Here is an 18686-nt window from a genome sequence, read left to right as displayed (position 1 = left end):
GGCTCTCCTGAAGATTTAGCCACACAGCATACGACGGGATCAGCGCTTGCGAAACAGTTCCCGACTGACCAGTGGTTTAGGGCCCAGGTGAACAGCCAGTGCCTGGCGCATCAGCCGTTTGGCCGCAAGCAAGGCACCTGGGGCTTCCCAGTCTGCTTCAGCCAGGGCCAGCAGCTCGGCACCCTGGAACAGGCCGGGCTGCACTAACTCGACCCGCTCCAGCCCGGCATCCACGCGCAAACGATAACGCCCATCGGCATCGATCGGCGTCTCGTTGACGTCATGCTGCAACGAAAACGCATAGCCGAGTTCGTCCAGCAGGCGCCATTCGAAGGAACGCAGCAGCGGCTCCAGTGGGCGCCCGGCGGCCAAGGCCTGCAAGGTCAGGGTGTAGTGTTCGAACAGCGCCGGGTGTGGGGCTTCGGCCGGCAGCAAACGCATGAGCAGCTCGTTGAGGTACAGCCCGCTGAACAGTGCATCGCCATGCAGCCAGGCGGCGATACCGAGGGCATCCAGGCGGCCGACATTCTTCAGCTCACCGCGCCCGCGCAGCTCCACCTCCAGCGGCACGAACGGCCGTACCAGGCTGCCCCCTTTGCCTCGCGCCCGGCGCAGCACGGCCCGCACTCGACCTTGCGGCGTGAGGAAGTCCACCAGTGCGCTGGTTTCCTTGTAGGCACGACTGTGCAGCACATAGGCCGGCTGGCCGACTGGTTGTTCCATGGGGAGTGGCCCGAAAGCAGAGCGGCCCGGAGAGATCCGGGCCGCTGGAGGGGTTACAGGTCGCCGTAGCCCAGCGAGCGCAGGGCGCGCTCATCGTCGGACCAGCCGCCCTTGACCTTGACCCAGAGGTTGAGCATGACCTTGGCGTCGAACAGCACTTCCATATCTTTGCGCGCATCGGAGCCAATGCGTTTGATACGCTCGCCCTTGTCACCGATGATGATCTTCTTCTGGCCATCACGTTCGACCAGGATCAGCGCATGGATGTGCAACACATGCCCCTGCTGCTTGAACTCTTCGATTTCCACGGTGATCTGGTACGGCAGCTCCGCACCCAACTGACGCATGATCTTCTCGCGCACCAGCTCGGCCGCCAGGAAACGGCTGCTGCGGTCGGTGATCTGGTCTTCCGGGAAGAAATGCTCGTTCTCGGGCAAATGCTTGGCGATCAGCCCTTCCAGTGCCTCGAGGTTATGCCCCTGCTGGGCGGAGATCGGCACCACTTCCGCGTTCGGCAGTTGCTCCTGGAGCCATTGCAGGTGCGGGATCAGATCGGCTTTTTCTTCCAGACGATCGGTCTTGTTGACCGCCAGGATGACCGGGCCACTGACGTACTGCACGCGCTCGAGCACCAACTGGTCCTCGTCGGTCCAGCGGGTGCGGTCGACCACGAAGATCACCACATCGACGTCTTTCAGGGCAGCCGAAGCGTTACGGTTCATGTAACGGTTCAGGGCCTTGTCGTTGGCCTTGTGCATACCCGGCGTATCGACGTAGATCGCCTGCACATCACCTTCGGTCTTGATGCCGAGCATGTTGTGGCGGGTGGTCTGTGGCTTGCGCGAGGTGATCGCCAGCTTCTGGCCGAGGATGTGGTTGAGCAAGGTCGACTTGCCCACGTTGGGGCGGCCGACAATGGCCACGTAGCCGCAGCGGGTCGGATTGTTATCAGTCATTGCCATTCTCCACGCCCAGGGCGATCAGTGCAGCCGCGGCGGCGACTTGCTCGGCGATTCGCCGGCTCACACCCTGACCACGGCTCTTGTTGTTCAGCAGAACCACTTCGCATTCGACGAAGAAGGTCCGGCAGTGCGGTTCGCCCTGGATGTCCACCACCTCGTAACGCGGCAGCTCACAGCTGCGCGACTGCAGAAACTCCTGCAGGCGGGTCTTGGGGTCCTTGTTGGTGTCGACCAGGGTCAGGCTTTCGAACTCATCGGCCAGCCAGGCCAGCACACGCTCCCGAGCGGTCTGCATGTCCGCGTCCAGGTAGATGGCGCCAATCAGCGCCTCCAGGGCATCGGCCAGGATCGATTCACGGCGGAAACCGCCGCTTTTAAGCTCACCAGAACCCAGGCGCAGGTATTCGCCCAGGTCAAAGCCCCGGGCCAGACGGGCCAGGGTTTCACCCTTGACCAGGCGGGCACGCAAGCGCGACAGTTGGCCTTCGCGGGCCTGCGGAAAGCGCTCGAACAGCGCCTCGCCCGCCACGAAGTTGAGAATGGCGTCGCCAAGAAACTCCAGGCGCTCGTTATTGCGCCCGGCGTAGCTGCGATGGGTCAGGGCCAGAAGCATCTGGTCCTGATCCTTGAAAGTGTATCCGAGCTTTCGCTCCAGAGTGGCAAGGGAAGCAGTCATGCGGCCACCCGTTGGTTGTTCAACGCGTTGTTCAAATCAACATCCTGAAAGACTGTTTGGCTGTGGTCCGCCGCTGCACGCGACGCATCTCTCGATCCCTGAGAACACAGCCTATGTCAGAAATGCATTCGGCGCTGTCTGCTGGACAGCGCCGAAGGGTATCAATGGATCAGGCCGACCCGCGACAGGTTGGGCAGGTGGCTGAGCTTGGGCTCTGGCCAGCTCATCCAGACCGCGAAGGCCTTGCCGACAATGTTCCGGTCCGGAACCATGCCGTGCAGTTCCTTGGGAATGTTCGGATCATCCCAGTAGCGGCTATCGTTGGAGTTGTCGCGGTTGTCGCCCATCATGAAGTAGTGGCCGGCCGGTACGGTCCATTGCTGGTCCGGCGGCATGCGATAACGGCTCATCTCCTTGCGGATCAGGTGCTCGGCCTCGCCCAGCTTCTCCTTGTACAGCTCGGCGCTGCCCAAGGTGCCCGGCTCGGTGCCCACCAGTTGCTCGGCAATCGGCTGACCATTGACGTACAACCGCTTGTCATTGGTGTAGCGGATCTGGTCGCCCGGCAGGCCGACCACACGCTTGATGTAGTTGACGTTCGGGTCGCTTGGGTAGCGGAACACCATCACATCACCGCGTTGCGGGTCACCCACCTCGATGACCTTCTTGTCGATCACCGGCAGGCGAATGCCATAGGAGAACTTGTTCACCAGGATGAAGTCGCCCACTTCCAGGGTCGGTTTCATCGACCCCGAAGGGATCTGGAACGGCTCGACCAGAAACGAGCGCAGCACCAGCACGATGAACAGCACCGGGAAGAACGACTTGCCGTACTCGACCAGCAGCGGCTCCTTGTTCAGGCGCTCGACCACCGCCATCTCGGGCTGGCGGACGCTGCCCTGATAATTGGCGATTGCCGTTCGCCGGCGCGGGGCCAGGAACAGCAGGTCGATCAAGCCCAACAGGCCGCAGACGGCTACGGCGATGACTAGCAACAGCGGGAAATTTAGCGACATAGGACCTAGCTATCCAACCTGAGCACGGCGAGGAAGGCTTCTTGTGGAATTTCCACGTTGCCGACCTGCTTCATGCGTTTCTTACCGGCCTTCTGCTTCTCCAGCAGTTTCTTCTTACGGCTGACGTCACCACCGTAGCACTTGGCCAGTACGTTCTTTCTGAGCGCCTTGACAGTTGTCCGCGCGATGATCTGGCCGCCGATGGCTGCCTGGATCGCCACATCGAACATCTGCCGAGGGATCAGTTCCTTCATCTTCTCGGTCAACGCACGGCCTTTGTAGGCCGCGTTGTCGCGGTGCACGATCAGGGCCAGGGCATCGACCTTGTCGCCGTTGATCAGTACATCCAGCTTGACCAGGTTGGCCGACTGGTAGCGATCGAAATGATAGTCCAGCGAAGCGTATCCGCGACTGGTCGACTTGAGGCGGTCGAAGAAGTCCAGCACCACCTCGTTCATCGGCATGTCGTAACGCACCTGCACCTGGCTGCCGAGGAACTGCATGTCGCGCTGTACGCCACGCTTCTCGATGCACAGGGTGATGACGTTGCCCAGGTGCTCCTGCGGCACCAGGATGGTCGCGGTGACGATCGGCTCGCGGAAGTCGGTGACAGCCGAGACGTCCGGCAGCTTCGACGGGTTGTCGACGATGATGGTTTCGCCGGTCTTGAGTTCGAGCTCGTAGATCACGCTAGGAGCGGTGGTGATCAGGTCCAGGTCGTACTCGCGCTCCAGGCGCTCCTGGATGATCTCCATGTGCAGCATGCCCAGGAAGCCGCAGCGGAAACCGAAGCCCAGGGCGTCGGAGCTTTCCGGCATGTACTGCAACGACGAATCGTTGAGGGTCAGTTTTTGCAGGGCGTCACGGAAGTCTTCGAAATCCTCGGAACTGACCGGGAACAGGCCGGCATAGACCTGTGGCTGGATCTTCTTGAAGCCTGCGAGCACTTCGACTTCCGGGGTCGAGGACAGGGTCAGGGTGTCACCGACCGGTGCACCGTGAATGTCTTTGATGCTGGCGATGATGAAGCCCACTTCACCGGCCTTGAGGTCGGCGGTCTGGGTGTGTTTCGGGGTAAAGACGCCGACGCTGTCGACCAGGTGCACCTTGCCGGTGGACTTGACCAGGATCTTGTCGCCCTTCTTGACCCGGCCTTGGCGCACGCGCACCAGCGAGACCACGCCCAGGTAGTTGTCGAACCAGGAGTCGATGATCAGCGCCTGCAGCGGCGCGTCGATCTCGCCCACGGGCGCGGGGATGGTGTGCACCAGGCGCTCGAGCACCTCGTCGACACCCATGCCGCTCTTGGCACTGCAGGCCACGGCGTCGGTGGCGTCGATGCCGATGATCTTCTCGATCTCGTCCTTGACGCGGTCCGGGTCAGCCTGGGGCAGGTCCATCTTGTTCAACACCGGCATGACCTCGAGGCCTTGCTCAATGGCGGTGTAGCAGTTGGCCACGGACTGGGCTTCGACGCCTTGGCCGGCGTCCACCACCAGCAGCGCGCCTTCACAGGCGGCCAGCGAGCGCGAGACTTCATAGGTGAAGTCGACGTGGCCGGGGGTGTCGATGAAGTTCAGCTGGTAGGTCTTGCCGTCTTGCGCCTTGTAGTGAAGCGTGACGCTGTGGGCCTTGATGGTGATCCCGCGTTCGCGCTCCAGGTCCATGGAGTCAAGGACCTGAGCTTCCATTTCGCGCGCAGACAGGCCACCGCACATCTGAATGAAACGGTCGGCCAGCGTCGACTTGCCATGGTCGATGTGGGCGATGATGGAGAAATTGCGGATATGACTCAAATCACTCACGGGTCAACACTCGAAAAGGCTGCGAGCCGGGACGCCCGCCGAAAAATAGCCGGGAATTGTACCTCAAGCAGCAGGGATATGGGAGATTCCTGATCGGCTGTCTGAATGGGCCCTGTCGCTGGCAAGCCGGTACCCAAAGCGACAGCAACACGCCTGAAACCAGCGGAGTACCCGTGAAAGCCGGCTTGCCGGCGGTAGGTACAGCACATGACCCACGCCTATTTCATGAAAAAGGGCAGCCCTGGCTGCCCTTTTCCTACCCGATGGCCAGCTTATTCAGCCAGCTTGAAGGTAATGAAGCTTGCACGCCCCTGACGCAGCACGCGCATGGACACCGAACGGTTCTTCGGCAAGTCCTTGGCAATCTCGGTGAATTCCTTGGCCGAGCCGATTGCCTGGTTGTTCAGGTGGCTGATGACGTCACCCGGGCGCAGGCCGATCAACGCTGCCGGGCCATCCTGAACTTCCTTGATGACCACGCCGCCCTTGAGCTCCAGAGCTTTCTTCTGCTCGGCGCTAAGGTCGGCGACGGAAACACCCAGCCGGTTGCTGCTGCGCTCGGCACTGCCTTCAGCGCCTGTACCGATGTCGGCGTCATCGTCCGGCAGTGCGCCGACGCTGACGTCCAGATTCTGACGCTTGCCGTTGCGAATGATCTCGAGCTTGGCCTTGTCGCCATCCTTGAGGCTGCCAACCAGGTGCGGCAGGTCGGCCGACATGACGATCGGCTGGCCGTTCATGCTCAGAATCACATCACCCACCTGCAGGCCACCCTTGGCTGCCGGGCCGTCTTCCAGCACCTGGGCTACCAGGGCACCGGCCGGCTTGTCGAGGCCAAAGGATTCAGCCAGGTCCTTGTTGACCTCCTGAATGACCACGCCCAGCCAGCCACGGCTGACCTTGCCGTCTTTTTTCAGCTGGTTGGAGACGTCGATGGCCACATCGATCGGGATAGCAAACGACAGGCCCATGAAACCGCCAGAGCGGGTGAAGATCTGCGAGTTGATACCCACGACCTCGCCATTCATGTTGAACAGCGGGCCGCCGGAGTTACCCGGGTTGATGGCCACGTCAGTCTGGATGAACGGCACATAGGTATCGTTTGGCAGCGTGCGCCCCTTGGCGCTGACGATGCCTTTGGTCACCGAGTGGTCGAAGCCGAACGGCGAACCGATGGCCAGCACCCACTCGCCTACCTTGAGCTTCTCGGAGTCACCCAGCTTGACGGTCGGCAGGTTCTTGCCTTCGACCTTGAGCAGCGCCACGTCGGTGCGCGGGTCGGTGCCGACCAGCTTGGCCTGCAGTTCGCTGCGGTCCGACAGGCGGACGATGATCTCGTCGGCGTCGGCCACCACATGGTTGTTGGTCAGCACGTAGCCATCGCTGGAAATGATGAAGCCCGAGCCCAGCGACTGCGCTTCGCGCTGGCGATCACCACGCGGCGAGCGGGGTTGCTGCGGCATGTTGCGCTCGAAGAACTCGCGGAACATCGGCGGCAAGCCTTCGAGGTCCGGCATCTGCCCTGCGGCGATGCGGCGGTCCGGCAACTTCTGCTTGGTACTGATGTTGACCACGGCCGGCGAGGCCTGCTCGACCAGCGTGGTGAAGTCCGGCAGGGCTTCCTCGGCCTGGGCGGTGAGCACCTGGCCGAGCATCAGCACGGCGGCGAACATCGATAGGTAGGGTTTCAAGCGTGGTATTGACATACGGCTCCCGTCACAACGAGCGTGGTTAGCGTAAGGCCCCTGCACAAGCAGGAAAGGCCAGGCTCCAAGAAGCCTGACCTATAGAAAATTTGCCGAAAGAATGCAAATGACAATGCTTAAATTTCATTTCAGAGGCAGGTCTCTCACGCCATAAACCGCCTGAAAAAAGCACGCCATCATTGCCGCGCCTGGGCATCCTGAGCCCGCATCGACAGCGCAATGCGCTCTGCGGTACCCAGGGGTATTTCACCTACCACGGTGACCAGGACCTTGCCTTTGGGGGTATTGAGACGGCGCGATACCGCTACGGTCGGGCCCAACTGGACGCGCGTGTCGATGCCAGAGTTGTCGTTGACCGGTTCGACGAATACCGATACACGAGCCAGGCCATCGTCATACATCAAGCTGGTGACCGAGCTGTTGCGGGCTGGGTCGCGGCGTACCGAGCTGTTGACCAGCTCGAAACCCGGCGGCAGCCAGTCCGAACGCCAGCCAGCGACCGCTTCTTGCGTGGTTGTGGCGCGATGCTCCACCGGCTTGCAGGCGGCACTGGCGCGCAAGTCTTCATCGGCAGGCAGGTCATCGGTATCCAGGCGGGTCATCTGGAAGCGCTCGAGCAACTGGCCTTTGTCGTTGAGCATCAACGAGCGCAGGGGCAAGCCGGTACGGCGGTCCAGATGCAATTCGAAAGCGTAACGGTGCTGGTCGCGCGGGGTGAGCGTGACGATCACCGCATCGCGCCCAGCGACACGAGACTTGCCCGCCAGGCTAAGGTCATACCAGCCCATCAACTTGAGTGGATCGAGCACACGCGGCGCGGCATCGGGCGGCGTCTTCACGCCACTGACCAAGGCACCACTGACGCATTCCACCTTGCCGTCCACGCGCACGATTTCCTGGGCGGCGCCGTCGAGCTGCAGAAGCCGCTCGCTGACCTTGCCGTCCTGAACCTTGTGCCAGATATCGTGGGAAGAAAAGCTGCCGTTGCGTTCGTAGACGAAAGAGCCTTGGTAGCTCTGCTTCTGCTCGGCCTGTGCCAGCTTGTTCAGCCACTCACTCGCCTCGGGCGAAGAGTTGGCCGCCAACGCTGGCACCGTCATGCAGCTGCCTATCAGCAGCGACAAGAGAGGTAGCGCGCGCATGATCCTCCTTACTTAACGGGGTTATCCAGGCTAGCGGCGCGGGCGTAAGGCAGAGCGGTTTCGTTGCCCTTGAGCGCGGATTCCTGGGCATGCTGGCGCAGGTAGCCTGGCAGACGCTGATCCCAGCCGGCCTGGTTCTGCAGCACGCCGTTAGCCATCGGCCCGGTCGGTTGCTCACTGCTTTCACTATAGCCTGCCAATACAGCCGGGCCCTGAGTTTGTGGCACGCTCAGCCCCTGCTGTGCAGGTTGCTGGGAAGCCAGCTCGGCACCGGTGATCTCGTCCTGGTTGTACATGCGTACACCCGCCAGCACTGCGATCGTCACCGAGGCGGCAACTGCCAGCCGGCCGATGCTGCGCAATGGGCCCTTCTTGACCTTGGCCGGTACCGCTTCGTCGGCCAATGCTGCAGACACCGCCGAGGCGATATCGAGGTTTGGCAGCAGCAGTTCCTTGTGCATCGCTGCGCGGGCTACCTGGTAACGCGACCAGGTAGCCCGGGTTTCGGCATCGTCGACGGCACTCAGTACCCGACGTAATTCCAGTTCGTCCGCTTCGTTATCCATTACCGCGGACAGCGATTCCTGCAACGCTTCACGACTCATGGCGGTTCCTCTCTTGGCTGTAGCCGCTGTCTCAGGTTTCCTGCAACAACGGCTGCAGGGCTTTATCTATGGCCTCCCGAGCGCGGAAGATTCGAGAGCGCACGGTACCCACCGGACATTGCATGACACTGGCAATGTCTTCGTAACTCAGTCCGTCGAACTCACGCAGGGTCAACGCCGTGCGCAGGTCTTCGGGCAGTTGCTGGATGGTGCGATGGACAGTGCCTTCGATTTCATCCCGCAACAACGAGCGCTCTGGGGACTCGAGATCCTTGAGACCATGATCGCCGTCGTAAAACTCCGCATCCTCGGAGCTGACATCGCTGTCTGGTGGCCGTCTTCCACGGGACACCAGGTAGTTCTTCGCCGTGTTGATGGCGATGCGGTACAGCCAGGTATAAAACGCACTGTCTCCGCGGAAATTGCCAAGCGCACGGTAGGCCTTGATAAAGGCTTCCTGCGCCACATCCTGGGCCTCGTGGGTATCGTGAACGAACCGCACGATCAACCCGAGAATCTTGTGCTGATACTTCAGCACCAACAGATCGAACGCTCGCCTGTCTCCACGCTGTACGCGCTCGACAAGCTGCTGATCCTCTTCCTGGGTTAGCATGAACACTCCTCAGTGAACTCGAAGGAGCGCTGCAACAGCCATCGTTCAGGCTTGCAAACATAGACTCGGGCTTTGCGCAAAAGTTCTCCCCTCCAAGCAAGTTTCCTGCAGCCCTTGGTCGGCTCGCACGGAAGACGCGGCGCGGACACGGCCGGCAACGTCGATAATCAGGTTTCGAATACGCAGGTGTCAGCCCGGATAGAGCTGCTGCCCTGCGTCGCCGCGGCAATATGTGGCGTACGGGCAGCCTTCATAGGATTTCCGGCCATGCCGGAAAGTTCCCACAAAGGTTACCGCAAGCTGGCAAGTGGCATGGAAATTGGCCACCCGGGGCTGCTATAAAGGCAACCCGGCCTGGTTTAACGATAGTTTCACAATGCCATCGGCGCGTGACTATTGTGCCGCGCCCCTTCCGTAGATTACTAGTGTCCCGACATGAGCCAACAATTCCAACATGATGTCCTGGTGATCGGCAGCGGTGCCGCCGGTCTCAGCCTGGCACTGAACCTTCCCAGCCACCTGCGCGTCGCCGTGCTCAGCAAGGGCGACCTGGCCAATGGCTCGACCTTCTGGGCCCAGGGTGGCGTCGCTGCGGTGCTGGACGACACCGACACCGTCCAGTCGCATGTCGAGGATACCCTCAATGCCGGCGGCGGTCTGTGCCATGAAGATGCGGTGCGCTTCACCGTCGAGCACAGCCGCGAAGCCATCCAGTGGCTAATCGAGCAAGGCGTGCCCTTTACCCGGGACGAGCAGCACGGCGTCGACGATGGGGGCTTCGAGTTCCACCTGACCCGCGAAGGCGGCCACAGCCACCGGCGCATCATCCACGCCGCCGATGCCACCGGCGCCGCGATCTTCACCACCCTGCTGGCCCAGGCCCGGAAACGCCCGAATATCGAGTTGCTGGAGCAGCGCGTGGCGGTCGACCTGATTACCGAGCGCCGCCTGGGCCTGCCCGGCGAGCGCTGCATGGGGGCGTATGTGCTTAACCGCAACAGCGGGGAAGTGGACACCTTTGGTGCGCGCTTCACCGTGCTGGCCACCGGTGGCGCGGCCAAGGTCTACCTGTATACCAGCAACCCGGACGGCGCCTGCGGCGACGGTATCGCCATGGCCTGGCGGGCCGGCTGCCGGGTGGCCAACCTTGAATTCAACCAGTTTCACCCGACCTGCCTGTACCACCCCCAGGCCAAGAGCTTTTTGGTCACCGAAGCCCTGCGCGGCGAAGGCGCCCTGTTGCGCCTGCCCAACGGCGAGCGGTTCATGCCGCGTTTCGACCCACGCGAAGAACTGGCCCCGCGCGACATCGTGGCCCGCGCCATCGACCACGAGATGAAGCGCCTGGGCGTGGACTGCGTGTACCTGGACATCACCCACAAGCCGGCAGAGTTCATCAAGGGCCACTTCCCCACCGTGTACGAGCGCTGCCTGACGTTCGGCATCGACATCACCCGCCAGCCTATCCCTGTGGTACCGGCGGCCCACTATACGTGCGGCGGGGTGGTGGTCGACGACCGCGGCCATACCGACGTGCCGGGGCTGTATGCCATCGGCGAGACCAGCTTCACCGGCTTGCATGGCGCCAACCGGATGGCCAGCAATTCGCTGCTCGAGTGCTTCGTCTATGGCCGCGCGGCTGCCGCAGACATCCAGGCGCACCTGGACCAGATCGAAATGCCCAAAGCCCTGCCCGGCTGGGATGCAAGCCAGGTCACCGACTCAGACGAGGACGTGATCATCGCGCACAACTGGGACGAGCTGCGCCGCTTCATGTGGGACTATGTCGGCATCGTGCGCACCAGCAAACGCCTGCAGCGTGCCGAACACCGCGTCCGCCTGCTGCTTGATGAAATCGACGAGTTCTACAGCAACTACAAGGTCAGCCGCGACCTGATCGAGTTGCGCAACCTGGCCCAGGTGGCGGAGCTGATGATTCGTTCGGCGATGCAGCGCAAGGAAAGCCGTGGCTTGCATTACACGCTGGATTATCCAGGGATGCTGGACGAGGCGAAGGACACCATCCTCAGCCCGTTCTGAAAACCGCGCTGGCCTTTTCGCGGGTAACCCCGCGATAAGGCCAGCGCCGTTTCGAGCTATACCTGGCTTGCCTGCCCCCACCTGCGCCGGCTGAATTTCAGCCGTACCCGCAACCGCCGGTGCTCATCAGCCCCCAGCGCATCCGTTGGTATGCATTGGCTTTCCCCCAGCCAGCACCCCTCCCGCACAAAGCGCAGCACCACCAGCCCCGGCACCGCCACGCTATCGCGGCACAACCGCACCGGCTGCCAGCCTCGGGCACGGCTCAACACCTGCCAGCCACGCACATCACGGCGCACGCCCACAACGGCATGATCATGCGTCAACAGAATACGTCGGGGGATGGCCCAACTGGCGTGGGCAATGCAGGCAGCAGCAACAGCAAGGGACAGCCACCAGGGCAACGCACTCACCCACACGGTAAGCAGCGCCAGCACCTGGCAACTCAGGTAGGCCGTCAGCAGCAGGCGCGAGCCCTGCCAACAGCTCTGGAAAAACTCACTTGGGCTGGACACGATCCAGGATGATGCGGACCATGCGCTGCAACTCCGGGTCTTCAGACTCGGTGCGCTCCATGAACCAGCCGAACATGTCCTGATCCTCGCAGCTCAACAGGCGCACATAGAGTTCACGGTCGGCTTCGTTGAGGGTGGCGTAGACTTCCTGGGTGAAAGGCACCAGCAGTACGTCCAGTTCCAGCATGCCGCGACGGCTGTGCCAGAAAAGCCGGTTGAGTTCAGTTTGTTCGACCATGGGGCCCTCCTCGAATGGCCCGCCAGTATACAGCCAGGCGAGCGAAGCGGCACAGGGCGTTGGTCTAGTCACCTACCTATTTTGTTACTGGCGTTCTATGATGGCCGCCAGTCTTTAAGCCACCGCGATGACCCATGGCCGATTCCGCTTTCTTCAGCCCTCTGTCCCACGAGGGCATCCTCGCCGTCCGCGGCTCCGACGCAGGCAAGTTCCTGCAGGGCCAGCTGACCTGCAACATCAACTACCTCAGCCAGGAACATGCCAGCCTCGGCGCCCGCTGCATGGTCAAGGGGCGCATGCAGTCGAGTTTTCGCATCGTGCCGGAAGGCAACGGTTACCTGCTGGCCATGGCCAGCGAACTGCTCGACGCGCAGCTGGCCGACCTGAAGAAGTACGCCGTGTTCTCCAAAGCCACCCTAAGCGACGAAAGCGCCGCCTGGGCACGCTTTGGCCTGCAGGGCGGCGATGCGGCGCTGCAGGCACTGGGTATGACGCCACCCACCGAAGCGGGCGCCACCGTGCGCCACGCGGGCCTGATCGCCATTGCCGTGTCGGTGGGCCGGGTTGAACTGTGGGCACCTGCCGAGCAAGCCAGTGCAGTCTCCGCAACACTTGCCGCAAGCTTGCCCGAAGGCAGCCTCAATGACTGGCTGCTGGGCCAGGTTCGCGCCGGCATCGGCCAGGTCATGGGCCCGACCCGCGAACTGTTCATCCCGCAGATGATCAACCTGCAGGCCGTCGACGGTGTCAGCTTCAAGAAGGGCTGCTACACCGGCCAGGAAATCGTCGCCCGCATGCAGTACCTGGGCAAGCTCAAGCGCCGTCAGTACCGCCTGGCACTCGACCAGCAGGCCATTCCCGCGCCCGGTGCCGAGATCTTCTCGCCAACCCATGGCTCGTCGGTCGGTGAAGTGGTCATTGCTGCCAGCACCGGTGAGGGCTGCGAGCTGCTCGCGGTGCTCAGCGCCGATGCGGTGAACGATGACAACCTGCACCTGGGCAGCCTGGAAGGGCCACGCCTGCACGTGCTGAGCCTGCCCTACGAACTGGACCGCGACCGGGAAATCCAGCGCTGACCAGCCTCTGCCCCGTCCGCATGGCGGGGCCGCACCACCACTGCGGTAGAGAAGTCCATGAACAAGCTGGCCGAGATGGTTCAAGCACAACTGCTTGAGGCCATCGAAAAGGATGACCTGGTCCTGCCCACCCTCCCCGAGGTTGCCTTGAGCATCCGCGAGGCGGCCGAGGACAGCGAGATCAGTGTGTCGGCCCTGAGCAAGGTGATCGGCCGCGACGCAGCCCTCTCGGCGCGGCTGATCAAGGTGGTCAACAGCCCACTGCTGCGTGCCGCGGTAGAGGTCACCGACCTGCACACTGCAATCACCCGCCTGGGCATCAATTACAGCTGCAACCTGGCCATCGGCCTGGTGATCGAGCAGATCTTCCATGCCCGCTCGCCTGCCGTTGAGCAAAAACTGCGCGAAATCTGGGCTAACAGCTTGGAAGTTGCAGGCATCAGCTATGAAATCAGCCGCCGTTATACCCACCTGAAACCAGACCAGGCCACCCTCGGTGGGCTGGTCAACCAGATCGGTGCGCTGCCGGTGCTGATCTACGCCGAGGAACACAACGAGCTGCTGTCCGACCCGGTCTGCCTGCATTACGTGATCGAGCAGATCCAGCCGGCGCTGGGCGACAAGATCCTCAAGGCATGGGAGTTTCCCGAGCAGTTGGTCAACCTGCCAAGCCAGGTTCAGGACCTTGACCGGCAGACCGACAAGGTCGATTACATCGACGTCGTGCAGATCGCCCGTTGCATCAGCCAGCGGGGGCGCAACCGGCCGTTGGCGGCGCTGCCGGCGTACCGCCACCTGGGGCTGCCGTTCGGCACCGAGCTTGAGGTGGAAGAGTTGCTTGAGGCGCGGAGCCTGTTGCGCTGAGGGCGCCGGGGCCCCCTTGAGGCCCCGCGGTTGCAGACTCAATCGGCGATAAAGCTCACACGCACCCGCAAGCCGCCCTTTTGCCCATCGTGCAGGCTGATCTGCGCCAAGTGCGCGCGGCAGATCTCGCCGACAATGGCCAGCCCAAGCCCACTGCCCTGGGCACTGCGGCGGTAGAAGCGCTCGAACACCCGTTCGCGCTCCTCCTCGGGAATCCCCGGGCCATCATCCTCGACTTCCAGCACCGCCGGCGCCACCACCCGCAAGATCACGTTGCCACCGGCCGGGGTATGCGCCAGGGCGTTATCCACCAGGTTGCTCAACAGCTCGTTGAGCAAGGTCGGCTCGCCCTTGAGCCAGACAGGCGCCTCGGCCTCCAGGGCCAGCGCCACCCCGCGTTTGTGGGCCAGCGGCGCCATGGCCATGCCCAGTTCGCGGGCCAGTTGGCTAAGGTCCAGGCGCTGCGCGCCACCTTCGGCAATCGCCCTGGCACCATTCTCGACCCGCGCCAGAGACAACAACTGGTTGGCCAGGTGCGTCAGGCGGTCGGTGCCCTGGGCTGCGGACTCCAGGGTCTGGCGCCACTGCTCGGGCTCGGACGCACGCAAGCCCAACTCGACCCGTGCCTTGAGCGCCGCCAGGGGGGTGCGCAACTCGTGGGCGGCGTCGGCGATGAACTGCGCCTGGCGTTCGAACTGGCCGCGCAAGCGCTCGGTGAAATGGTTCAAGGCACGCACCAGCGGGCCCAGTTCGCGCTGCACCTGGACCACAGGCAAGGCCCGCAGGTCGTCGGGCTGACGCTCTTCCACGGCGGTGCGCAGGCGCTCCAGCGGGCGTAGCGCCGCACTGATGGCAAACCACACCATCACCAAGGCGCCCAGCGCCAGCATGCCCAGGCGCAGCAGGGTGTCGGCCATCAACCCCCGCGCCATGCGCACGCGCGCTTCCTCGGTCTCGGCCACACGAATTTCCGCCATGCCGTTCATGTTCGGCTCGCTGACCGGCTTGAGCAGGCTGACCACACGCACGTCCTGGCCGAGGTAGGTCGCATTGTAGAACCGCGCCAGCGCCGGGTAGTCATCCGTGCGCGGCGTGCCCGGCGGCGGTGCTGGCAGGTTCTCGTAGCCGGAAATCAACCGCTGCTTGATGTCCAGTACCTGGTAGTAGATGCGCCCGGCACTGTCGTACGCGAACGTGTCCAGGGCCACGTAGGGCACATCCGCGCTCAACGAGCCATCGCGTTGCGACAAGCCTGCGGCGATGGTCCGCGCCGAGGCCAGCAAGGTCCGGTCGTACGCCGTGTCGGCGGCTTCGCGGCCGTTCCAGTAGGCGCTCAGGCCGCTGGCCAGCATCAGCACCACCAGCAGCAGTGCCAGGTTGCCCAGCAGCCGCCCACGCAGGCTGCCGTTGTCACGCATCGCGATGCTCGAGCAGGTAGCCCAGGCCACGGAAGGTCACGATGGCCACCGGGTGGCCGTCGAGTTTCTTGCGCAGGCGGTGGATATAGATTTCGATGGCATCGGGGCTGGCCTCCTCGTCCAGGCCAAACACCTGGGCGGCCAGTTGCTCCTTGCTCATGACCCGGCCTGGGCGTGCGATCAGCGCCTCGAGCACGCTCTGCTCACGCGAGGTTAGGGTCAGGTTGTCCTCGCCGAGGCTGAAGCGCCGGGTGTCCAGGTCGTACACCAACGGCCCGCAACGCTGCTGGCGCTCGCCACCGAGCACGCTACGGCGCAGCAAGGCCTTGACCCGTGCTTCCAGCTCGGTGAGCTCGAAGGGCTTGGCCAGGTAATCGTCAGCGCCCAGGTTCAGCCCGTGAACCCGGTCCTTGACGTCACTGCGCGCGGTCAGCATCAGCACCGGCAGGGTCTTGCCGCGCCCGCGCAGGCGCGCCAGCACCTCGAAGCCATCCATGCGCGGCAGCCCGACATCCAGCACGGCAACCGCATATTCCTCACTGGCCAGGGCCAGGTCGGCAGCCACGCCGTCATGCAGTACATCCACGGTCAAGCCGTGGCTTTTCAAGGCTTGGGCCACGCTTTCGGCCAGTTGCAGGTGGTCTTCGACCAACAGCACACGCATCGGATTCTCCCTGCTCGGGTGGGGCGGTGGCGCGGAGTGTACCGCTGTAGGCCCGCCTGTGAAGCCCCTTGTAACAAACCTTTCTCGTTGAAAGGTTAGCGAAAGGTTGGCGACCTAGCATCGCACCACGGTCGCCCCACGCGCCGAAAAAAGCACCAGCAAGGTGCAACCAATAAGAACAATAAACGGAGCCATCTCGATGCTGTCATCGCAGCCGCAGGCGTTCGCGCCTACCCGTTCCTTTGCCGCACGCCCCTCTGCCATCGCCAGCGCCGTTGCGCTTGCCGGTGTCGCACCGCTGAGCCAGGCCGCCTTTTTCGAAGACAGCACGGCGACCTTCGAAACCCGCAACATGTACTTCAACCGCGACTTTCGCGACGGCACCAGCGCGCAGCAATCCAAGCGCGACGAATGGGCCCAGGGCTTCATCCTCAACTTCGAGTCCGGCTACACCGACGGCACCGTGGGCTTTGGCCTGGATGCGCTGGGCATGCTCGGCATCAAGCTCGACTCCAGCCCCGACCGCACCGACACCGGCCTGCTGCCGACCCATGACGACGGCAAGGCTGCCGACGAGTACTCCAAGCTCGGCCTGACCGGCAAGATCAAGGTGTCCAAGACCGAACTGAAAGTCGGCACGCTGATCCCGGAACTGCCGACCCTGCAGCCCAACGACGGGCGCATTCTGCCGCAAACCTTCGAAGGCGGCCTGCTCACCTCGAAAGAGATCAGCCACCTGACCTTCACCGGTGGGCGCCTGGAAAAGGCCAAGGACCGCAACGACACCAACTGGGAAGACCTCGCGCTCAACAACAAGAACGGCCGCTTCGGTGGCACCTTCTCGGCCGACAACCTGGACCTTGCAGGCCTTGATTACCAGTTCACCGATCGCATCACTGGCAGCTACCACTTCGCCCAGCTCGACGACATCTACCGCCAGCACTTCCTGGGCATGGTCGCCACCCAGCCGTGGGGCCCAGGCACCTTCGGCGCCGACCTGCGCCTGGCGGTGAGTGATGACCAAGGCCAGGCCAAGGCCGGCAACATCGACAACACCACCGTCAACGGCATGCTCAGCTACGCCCTGGGCGGGCACAAGGTCAGCGCCGCCTACCAGCACCTGTCCGGTGACAGCGCCTTCCCCTACATCGACGGCGCCGACCCGTACCTGGTCAACTTCGTGCAGATCAACGACTTCGCCGGGGCCGACGAGCATTCCTGGCAGATGCGCTATGACTACAACTTCGCCGCCCTGGGCATCCCCGGCCTGACCTTCATGACCCGTTACATTAGCGGCGACAACGTCAGCCGCGCCGATGGCAGCGAGGGCAAGGAGTGGGAGCGCAACACCGAGTTCAAGTACGTGGTACAAAGCGGCCCGTTGAAAAACGTCGCCGTGCGCTTGCGCAATGCCACCTTCCGCTCGAATTTTGCCCGCGACGCCGACGAAGTGCGGCTGCTGGTGAGCTACAGCGTGGCCCTGTGGTAACCCAATAACAACAACGCTCACGGAGATTGACGATGACCTTTTCACTGCGCCGCCTCGTCCTCGCTACCGGCTGCCTGCTGCTGGCCGGCAACGCCCTCGCCGCCGAACCGAAACGCCCCGAATGCATCGCCCCCGCCTCGCCGGGTGGTGGCTTCGACCTGACCTGCAAGCTGGTGCAAAGCGCGCTGGTGCAGGAGAAAATCCTCAGCAAGCCCATGCGCGTCACCTACATGCCCGGTGGTGTCGGGGCGGTGGCCTACAACGCCGTGGTGGCCCAGCGCCCAGGCGATGCCGGCACCTTGGTGGCCTGGTCGAGCGGCTCGCTACTCAACCTGGCCCAGGGTAAGTTCGGCCGCTTCGACGAGAACGCGGTGAAATGGCTGGCAGCGGTCGGCACCAGCTACGGGGCCATCGCCGTGAAAAGCGATTCGCCCTACAAGACCCTCGACGACCTGGTCGCCGCGTTGAAAAAAGACCCGGGCAAGGTGGTGATCGGTTCTGGCGGCACCGTCGGCAGCCAGGACTGGATGCAGACCGCACTGATCGCCAAGGCCGCCGGTATCAACCCGCGTGACCTGCGCTACGTGGCCCTGGAAGGCGGTGGCGAAATTGCCACCGCGCTGCTGGGCGGGCATATCCAGGTGGGCTCCACCGACATCTCCGACTCCATGCCGCACATCCAGAGCGGCAACATGCGCATCCTCGCAGTGTTCTCCGAGAACCGCCTGGACGAGCCGGAGATGAAAGACATCCCCACCGCCAAGGAGCAGGGCTACGACATCGTCTGGCCGGTTGTACGCGGCTTCTACCTCGGGCCGAAGGTGAGCGACGAAGACTACGCCTGGTGGAAAGCCTCGTTCGACAAGATGCTGGCCTCCGAAGACTTCGCCACGTTGCGTGATCAGCGCGAGCTGTTCCCGTTCGCCATGACCGGTGAAGAGCTGGACGGCTATGTGAAGAAGCAGGTGGCTGACTACAAGGCACTGGCCAAGGAATTCGGCCTGATCCAGTAAGCCCTAACGACCTGTCACCGCCCTTGTGGGAGCGGGCGTGCCCCGCGAAGCCAGCACCGCGATGCATGGCACCGGCTTTGCCGATGTTCGCGGGGCAAGCCCGCGCCCACGAGGGCCGCGC

At 63.1% G+C, this 18686-nt stretch carries 18 protein-coding genes; 5 read left to right on the top strand and 13 right to left on the bottom strand.

The features are described from left to right. Window positions 1-39: 39 nt before the first annotated feature. The 9 genes from recO to rpoE all read right to left on the bottom strand — a co-directional run bounded on the left by recO (window position 40) and on the right by rpoE (window position 9248). Window positions 40-723, bottom strand: coding sequence for a DNA repair protein RecO (recO, locus tag DJ563_RS26440; RefSeq protein ID WP_274098040.1), 684 nt, complete (start codon window positions 721-723; stop codon window positions 40-42). A gap of 53 nt (window positions 724-776) precedes the next feature. Then, window positions 777-1679, bottom strand: a complete 903-nt coding sequence (gene era, locus DJ563_RS26435; protein WP_027594149.1) for a GTPase Era — start codon at window positions 1677-1679, stop codon at window positions 777-779. After that, window positions 1672-2361 carry a ribonuclease III gene (rnc, locus tag DJ563_RS26430; protein ID WP_033702710.1) on the bottom strand — a complete coding sequence of 230 codons (690 nt, stop codon included), beginning with the start codon at window positions 2359-2361 and terminating at the stop codon, window positions 1672-1674. The genes era and rnc overlap by 8 nt, the downstream gene beginning before the upstream one ends. A gap of 161 nt (window positions 2362-2522) precedes the next feature. Beyond that, complete coding sequence (lepB, locus tag DJ563_RS26425; protein ID WP_274098039.1) at window positions 2523-3377, bottom strand: signal peptidase I; 855 nt, start codon at window positions 3375-3377, stop codon at window positions 2523-2525. 5 nt (window positions 3378-3382) lie between these two features. Then, a complete protein-coding gene (gene lepA, locus DJ563_RS26420; protein WP_033702712.1) occupies window positions 3383-5182 on the bottom strand; it encodes a translation elongation factor 4 in 1800 nt (599 codons plus the stop codon). Window positions 5183-5454: 272 nt separating this feature from the next. Beyond that, window positions 5455-6855: a DegQ family serine endoprotease gene (locus tag DJ563_RS26415; RefSeq protein ID WP_371856416.1), complete on the bottom strand. Its 1401-nt coding sequence runs from the start codon at window positions 6853-6855 to the stop codon at window positions 5455-5457. A gap of 209 nt (window positions 6856-7064) precedes the next feature. Continuing rightward, entirely contained in the window at window positions 7065-8030 is a 966-nt protein-coding gene (locus tag DJ563_RS26410; protein WP_274098037.1) for a MucB/RseB C-terminal domain-containing protein, read from the bottom strand. Window positions 8031-8038: 8 nt separating this feature from the next. After that, window positions 8039-8635 (bottom strand): sigma-E factor negative regulatory protein, encoded by a 597-nt coding sequence (locus DJ563_RS26405; RefSeq protein WP_033702715.1) that lies wholly within the window; start codon window positions 8633-8635, stop codon window positions 8039-8041. 31 nt (window positions 8636-8666) lie between these two features. After that, the gene (rpoE, locus tag DJ563_RS26400) at window positions 8667-9248 is read right to left on the bottom strand and encodes an RNA polymerase sigma factor RpoE (protein ID WP_003252049.1); all 582 of its coding nucleotides are present in this window, start codon (window positions 9246-9248) and stop codon (window positions 8667-8669) included. A gap of 435 nt (window positions 9249-9683) precedes the next feature. On the opposite strand from rpoE, the gene nadB reads away from it, so the two are divergent. After that, window positions 9684-11288 carry an L-aspartate oxidase gene (gene nadB / locus DJ563_RS26395; RefSeq protein ID WP_434518581.1) on the top strand — a complete coding sequence of 535 codons (1605 nt, stop codon included), beginning with the start codon at window positions 9684-9686 and terminating at the stop codon, window positions 11286-11288. A gap of 56 nt (window positions 11289-11344) precedes the next feature. Here nadB and DJ563_RS26390 read toward each other — a convergent pair whose 3' ends face one another. After that, window positions 11345-11803, bottom strand: a complete 459-nt coding sequence (locus DJ563_RS26390) for a protein YgfX (protein ID WP_274151842.1) — start codon at window positions 11801-11803, stop codon at window positions 11345-11347. Then, a complete protein-coding gene (locus DJ563_RS26385) occupies window positions 11787-12041 on the bottom strand; it encodes a succinate dehydrogenase assembly factor 2 (RefSeq protein ID WP_027594141.1) in 255 nt (84 codons plus the stop codon). Before DJ563_RS26385 ends, DJ563_RS26390 begins: the two co-directional genes overlap by 17 nt. Window positions 12042-12175: 134 nt before the next feature. Here DJ563_RS26385 and DJ563_RS26380 point away from each other — a divergent pair, with 134 nt between their 5' ends. Together DJ563_RS26380 and DJ563_RS26375 are read left to right on the top strand one after the other, a co-directional pair. Continuing rightward, the gene (locus tag DJ563_RS26380; RefSeq protein ID WP_274098034.1) at window positions 12176-13117 is read left to right on the top strand and encodes a YgfZ/GcvT domain-containing protein; all 942 of its coding nucleotides are present in this window, start codon (window positions 12176-12178) and stop codon (window positions 13115-13117) included. A gap of 57 nt (window positions 13118-13174) precedes the next feature. Next, entirely contained in the window at window positions 13175-13981 is an 807-nt protein-coding gene (locus DJ563_RS26375; protein ID WP_274098033.1) for an HDOD domain-containing protein, read from the top strand. A gap of 38 nt (window positions 13982-14019) precedes the next feature. Here DJ563_RS26375 and DJ563_RS26370 read toward each other — a convergent pair whose 3' ends face one another. Both DJ563_RS26370 and DJ563_RS26365 read right to left on the bottom strand, forming a co-directional pair. Beyond that, complete coding sequence (locus DJ563_RS26370; RefSeq protein ID WP_033702720.1) at window positions 14020-15399, bottom strand: sensor histidine kinase; 1380 nt, start codon at window positions 15397-15399, stop codon at window positions 14020-14022. Continuing rightward, a complete protein-coding gene (locus DJ563_RS26365) occupies window positions 15392-16063 on the bottom strand; it encodes a response regulator (protein WP_027594137.1) in 672 nt (223 codons plus the stop codon). The genes DJ563_RS26370 and DJ563_RS26365 overlap by 8 nt, the downstream gene beginning before the upstream one ends. 199 nt (window positions 16064-16262) lie before the next feature. On the opposite strand from DJ563_RS26365, the gene DJ563_RS26360 reads away from it, so the two are divergent. Next, the gene (locus DJ563_RS26360; RefSeq protein WP_047583619.1) at window positions 16263-17552 is read left to right on the top strand and encodes an OprD family porin; all 1290 of its coding nucleotides are present in this window, start codon (window positions 16263-16265) and stop codon (window positions 17550-17552) included. A gap of 32 nt (window positions 17553-17584) precedes the next feature. Beyond that, entirely contained in the window at window positions 17585-18565 is a 981-nt protein-coding gene (locus tag DJ563_RS26355; protein ID WP_274098031.1) for a Bug family tripartite tricarboxylate transporter substrate binding protein, read from the top strand. Window positions 18566-18686 lie beyond the last annotated feature (121 nt).

Origin of the sequence: Pseudomonas sp. NFX1 (genome assembly GCF_051123555.1) — a bacterium.
Lineage (GTDB): Bacteria > Pseudomonadota > Gammaproteobacteria > Pseudomonadales > Pseudomonadaceae > Aquipseudomonas > Aquipseudomonas capeferrum.
The sequence above is the reverse complement of the archived record's forward strand: the minus strand, read 5'-3'. Positions and strand labels throughout refer to the sequence as shown.